We start from the raw sequence: 5197 nt of genomic DNA, 5'->3' as shown, positions 1-5197 counted from the left end.
CGCCGGACGTCGAGCAGGCCGAGCGCGAGCGCGGTGGCCGAGTGGATGCCGTCCACCGCCGCGCCGCCCCCCACGGCCAGGCGCGGCGGGAGCACCCGGCCGCCCGCCGCCTGGACGAGGTGGCGGGCGCCGAGGACGCGCAGGACCCGCCGTCCGCGCACGTCCGGGCCGTGGCCCGACAGGACCCGCTGCACGGCCCCAGGCGCGAGCAGGCAGGTGGCGCCCCACGCGGCACGCAGCAGGTCGGGGGTCACCGGCCGGGCCGTGCGCCCGCCGTGCCGGGGGCCTCGCGCGGACTCCTGCTGGAGGCCCGGGCGGTGGACGGGGTCGGCGGTGCCGCGGCTGCTCACGCCGACAGGGTGCGCGCCGGCGGGGGCCTCCGCACCGGGACGCCCGGGGCAGCGTGGAGGGCCACGCGCAGCGACCAGTCGTCACCGCGCGTTCACGCGGGCGTCCCGCGGGACCCGTCTGCCCGTCGTCAGGGCCTCCCAGGGTGGGACGCATGACGACGAACTGCTCGCCCGAGACGTCCTCGGCCGCCACCGCGCGCGGCCCGCGGCTGGCCCTGCCCATGCTCGGCCACACCCGCGGCTCGCGCTCGGCGCAGACGTGCCACTTCCGCTGCGGCGACGCGTGCCTCACGGAGAACCCGAGCACGTCCAGCGCCCCGGCGTTCGAGCAGCTGGCGCAGCGGGCCATCGCCCGGCGCTCGCTGCTCGCGGGCCTCGGCGCGGCCGTCGTGGCGGGCGCGGCGCTCTCGCCCGACGAGGCCCGTGCGGCGGGCTCCGGGCGGGGGCAGGGGAAGGGCAGGGGCACGCGCGCCGACGCCGCGGTGTCCGCCCCGGGCGCCCTCGCGCCGGCCGGCGCCCTGGCCGGCTTCGCGCCGGTGGGCCCGGTGGCCGCCGACGTGGACGACGTCGTCGTGCCCGACGGCTGGGACTGGCACTCGATCATCGCGTGGGGCGACCCGGTGGAGCGCGACGCGCCGGCCTTCGACCTCGACGCGCAGACGCCCGAGGCCCAGGCGAAGCAGTTCGGCTACAACTGCGACTACCTCACCGTGCTGCCGCTCGGCGGCTCGGGGAAGCGGGCGCTGCTCGTCGCCAACCACGAGTACACGAACGAGAACATCATGTACCCGGGGTACGTCGACGACGAGAGCCTCACCGTCGAGCAGCGGATGACCTCGATGGCGGCGCACGGCATGTCGGTCGTCGAGGTCCGCCGCGACGGCCCGGGCAGCCCCTGGCGCGCCGTCCCGTCCCGCTACGGGCGCCGCATCACGGCCTCGACGACGGAGTTCGCCCTCACCGGGCCCGCCGCCGGCAGCGACCTCGTGCGCACGAGCCGCGACCCCGAGGGCACGACGGTCGTCGGGACGCTCAACAACTGCGCCGGCGGCACGACGCCGTGGGGCACCGTCCTGTCCGGGGAGGAGAACTTCCAGGGCTACTTCCGCAACACCGCGACCCCGGACGAGCGCAACGCCGTCTACGGCATCAGCGACACCGGGCGCGGCTGGGACCTCGGCGACGAGCGCTTCGACCTCACGAAGGAGCCCAACGAGGTCAACCGCTTCGGCTGGATCGTGGAGCTCAACCCCTACGACCCCTTCTCGACCCCCCGCAAGCACACGGCCATGGGCCGCTTCCGCCACGAGGGCGCGACCGCGTCGGTCGCCCCCGACGGGCGCGTCGTCTGCTACATGGGCGACGACACGGGCGGCCAGCACATGTACAAGTTCGTCTCCCGCGATCGCGTGGCGAGGAACCCGCGCCAGGGGCGGGACAACGACGTCCTCGAGCACGGCGACCTCTACGTCGCGCGCTTCGCCGTCGAGGGCGACCCCACGAGCGACTACGACGGCACCGGCGAGTGGGTGCCGCTGACGCGCGGCGGCCGCTCCATGGTCCCCGGCATGACGCTCGAGGAGGTGCTCGTCTTCACGCGCGTCGCCGCGGCCGCCGTCGGCGCCACGCCGATGGACCGCCCCGAGGACGTCGAGCGCAACCCCGTCACCGGCAAGGTCTACATGGCCTGCACGAACAACTCGGGCCGCCGCGAGCCGGGCGCCGGGAACCCGCGCGTGCGCAACCGCTACGGCCACATCGTCGAGATCACCGAGGCCGAGGACCAGACCTCCACGACCTTCACCTGGGCCCTGCCCGTCGTCTGCGGCGACCCGAGCGACCCGAGCACGTACTTCTCGGGCCTGCCGGCGTCCGAGGTCATGCCCATCGCGTGCCCGGACAACGTGGCCTTCGACGCCCACGGCGGGCTGTGGGTCTCGACCGACGGCCAGCCCGGCTCGCTCGACCTCGCCGACGCCCTCCACCACGTCGCCACCGACGGCCCCGAACGCGGCAAGGTGCGCACCTTCCTCACCGTCCCCGTCGGCGCCGAGACGTGCGGGCCCGTCGTGGACTCGGTCGAGGGCAGCGTCATGGTCTGCGTCCAGCACCCGGGCGAGGTCGACGGCGCGAGCATCGAGAACCAGGTCTCGCGCTTCCCCTACGACGGCGAGGTCCGCGTGCCGCGGCCCGGCGTCGTGCAGGCGATCAAGCGCCGCTGACGGCTCCCGCCCGGCGCCGGGGGACGGGCCGCCCTACGGTCGGGGCATGAGCCAGAGCACCCCGGACGACGCCGCTGCGGACGACACCGCCGCGGACAGCACCACCAGGGACAGCCCCGCGGCCGAGGCCCTGGCGGGCCACGGGCACGGCGCCGCGCCCCCGGCGCCCGGCACGAGCCCCACCGGGCCGCAGGAGGCCGCCGGGGAGAGCGCGTCGGCGGTGGCGGACCTCACGCCCGAGGAGCTCGCCTTCCTCCACGGCGTCTTCGACGCCGCCCGCGAGGGGCGCGCGGACGAGCTCGCCGAGGTCGTCGACAAGGGCGTCCCCGTCGACCTCACCAACTCCTCCGGCGACACGCTGCTCGTGCTCGCCGCCTACCACCAGCAGCACGACGCCGTGCGCGTGCTCCTCGAGCGCGGGGCCGACGTCGAGCGCACCAACGACCGGGGGCAGTCGGCGCTCGCCGCGGCCGTCTTCCGCCAGGACGAGGCGGTCGTGCGCACCCTGCTCGCCGCGGGGGCCGACCCGGAGCGCGGGCCGAAGTCGGCCGTCGAGACGGCGCGGGTGTTCGAGCTCCCCGCGATGCTGGCGCTGCTGCAGGACCCGTCGCTGCGGGCCTGACCCGCGCCGCCGCGGGGGTGCCGCGACGGCGCCCCGTGGGCTAGGTTGGAACGAGTCCAGACAAGAGCCGGGGTGGCACGAGCCGCCCACCGGGGCCCCGCCGTGCGGCGTCGCCCCGCGGCGAGGTCCGAGGAGAGGACAGCGATGACGACGACGAGCGACCGCACCGCGCAGGGCGAGCAGCCCGTGCTGACCAACCGCCAGGGCCACCCGGTCTACGACAACCAGAACCAGCGCACCGTGGGCTCCCGCGGCCCGGCGACGCTCGAGAACTACCAGTTCCTCGAGAAGATCAGCCACTTCGACCGCGAGCGGATCCCCGAGCGCGTCGTCCACGCGCGCGGCACCACGGCCTTCGGCCACTTCGAGGCCACGGGCACGTGGGGCGACGAGCCCATCGCGAGGTACACGCGCGCCAAGCTCTTCAGCGAGGCCGGCAAGAAGACCGACCTGGCGATCCGCTTCTCCACGGTGGCCGGCGGCCGCGACTCCTCCGAGGTGGCCCGCGACCCCCGCGGCTTCGCGGTGAAGTTCTACACCGAGGACGGCAACTGGGACCTCGTCGGCAACAACCTCGCGGTGTTCTTCATCCGCGACGCCATCAAGTTCCCCGACTTCATCCACAGCCAGAAGCCGGACCCGGTCTCCTTCGAGCGCCAGGTGCCCAACCGCGTCTTCGACTTCATCTCGCAGACCCCCGAGGCCATGCACATGGTCACGCTGGTCTTCGGCCCGCGCGGCATCCCGGCGTCCTACCGCGAGATGCAGGGCTTCGGCGTCAACACCTACAAGTGGGTCAACGCCCAGGGTGAGACGAAGCTCGTCAAGTACCACTGGATCCCGCAGCAGGGCGTGAAGTCCTACACCGGGGCCGACGCCGCCGTGGTGCAGGGCTCCGACCTCGGCTCGCACACGCGCGACCTCTACGACGCGATCAACCGCGGCGACCACCCGAAGTGGGACCTGTACGTCCAGATGATGGACGACCACGACCACCCGGAGCTCGACTTCGACCCGCTGGACGACACCAAGGTCTGGGACGAGAACCGCTTCCCGCTGGGCAAGGTCGGCACGATGACGCTGACCGGCGTCCCGCAGGACTTCTTCACCGAGAGCGAGCAGATCGCCTTCGGCACGGGCGTCCTCGTCGACGGGCTCGACTTCTCCGACGACAAGATGCTCGTCGGGCGCACGTTCTCCTACAGCGACACCCAGCGCTACCGCGTCGGGCCGAACTACCTGCAGCTGCCGGTGAACTCGCCCAAGGGCGCCCGCGCGGCCACGAACCAGCGCGACGGCGCCATGGCGTACGTCGTCGACCGCCCCGAGGGCGTCAACCCGACCGTCAACTACGAGCCCTCGATCATCGGCGGCCTGCGCGAGGGCACCTACCCCACGCACGACGAGCAGGGCCCCGAGATCACCGGGCGCCTCACCCGCAAGCGCATCTCCCGCACGAACGACTACCTCCAGGCGGGCCAGCGCTACCAGCTGTCCGAGCAGTGGGAGAAGGACGAGCTCGTCGCCAACCTCGTCGACGGCCTCTCGGCCTGCGACCGCCCCATCGCCGAGCGCATGGTGTGGCACCTGCTCATGTGCGACGACGAGCTGGGCAACCGCGTGGGCGAGGGCGTCGGCATCACGGCCGACGACGTCCGCGGCCTGGAGCCGCTCGCCACGCAGACGCTCACCGAGGACGAGCTCGAGCGGGCCCGCAACCTCGGCAAGAACGGCCCCCGCGACGTCGAGGGCCTCAAGATGACGCACGCCGTCCCGAACGAGCGCGTCGAGCGCTGAGCCGCCGCGGCCCTCGGGGCCGCAGCTCCCGCACCACCAGCACCTCCCGCAGGCCGCGCCGGACCCCCGGCGCGGCCTGCGGCGCGTCCACCCCCCGGCGGACCGCCGCGGTGGCGCGGGCATGCTCCGTCGTGTGACGACGACGCGAGCGGCCGGCGAGGCGGTCGACGGCGGGGTGACCGGGGCTGGGGCGTCGGGGGCCGGGG

General features: G+C 74.4%; 3 protein-coding genes and 1 pseudogene. 3 read left to right on the top strand and 1 reads right to left on the bottom strand.

Features of this window, described 5'->3' with window-relative positions:
* Positions 1–350, bottom strand: a pseudogene (locus HLB09_RS12635) (hypothetical protein); the annotation flags it as partial.
* 152 nt (positions 351–502) lie between these two features.
* Between HLB09_RS12635 and HLB09_RS12630 the strand changes: the two are divergent.
* The 3 genes from HLB09_RS12630 to HLB09_RS12620 all read left to right on the top strand — a co-directional run bounded on the left by HLB09_RS12630 (position 503) and on the right by HLB09_RS12620 (position 4991).
* Positions 503–2572, top strand: coding sequence for a PhoX family protein (locus HLB09_RS12630; protein WP_171203708.1), 2070 nt, complete (start codon positions 503–505; stop codon positions 2570–2572).
* A gap of 46 nt (positions 2573–2618) precedes the next feature.
* Positions 2619–3194 carry an ankyrin repeat domain-containing protein gene (locus HLB09_RS12625; RefSeq protein ID WP_171203707.1) on the top strand — a complete coding sequence of 192 codons (576 nt, stop codon included), beginning with the start codon at positions 2619–2621 and terminating at the stop codon, positions 3192–3194.
* A 144-nt stretch (positions 3195–3338) separates the two neighbouring features.
* Positions 3339–4991, top strand: coding sequence for a catalase (locus HLB09_RS12620; RefSeq protein WP_171203706.1), 1653 nt, complete (start codon positions 3339–3341; stop codon positions 4989–4991).
* Positions 4992–5197: the final 206 nt, after the last annotated feature.

The organism is Pseudokineococcus marinus (genome assembly GCF_013004605.1).
GTDB classification, from domain to species: domain Bacteria; phylum Actinomycetota; class Actinomycetes; order Actinomycetales; family Quadrisphaeraceae; genus Pseudokineococcus; species Pseudokineococcus marinus.
The sequence above is the reverse complement of the archived record's forward strand: the minus strand, read 5'-3'. Positions and strand labels throughout refer to the sequence as shown.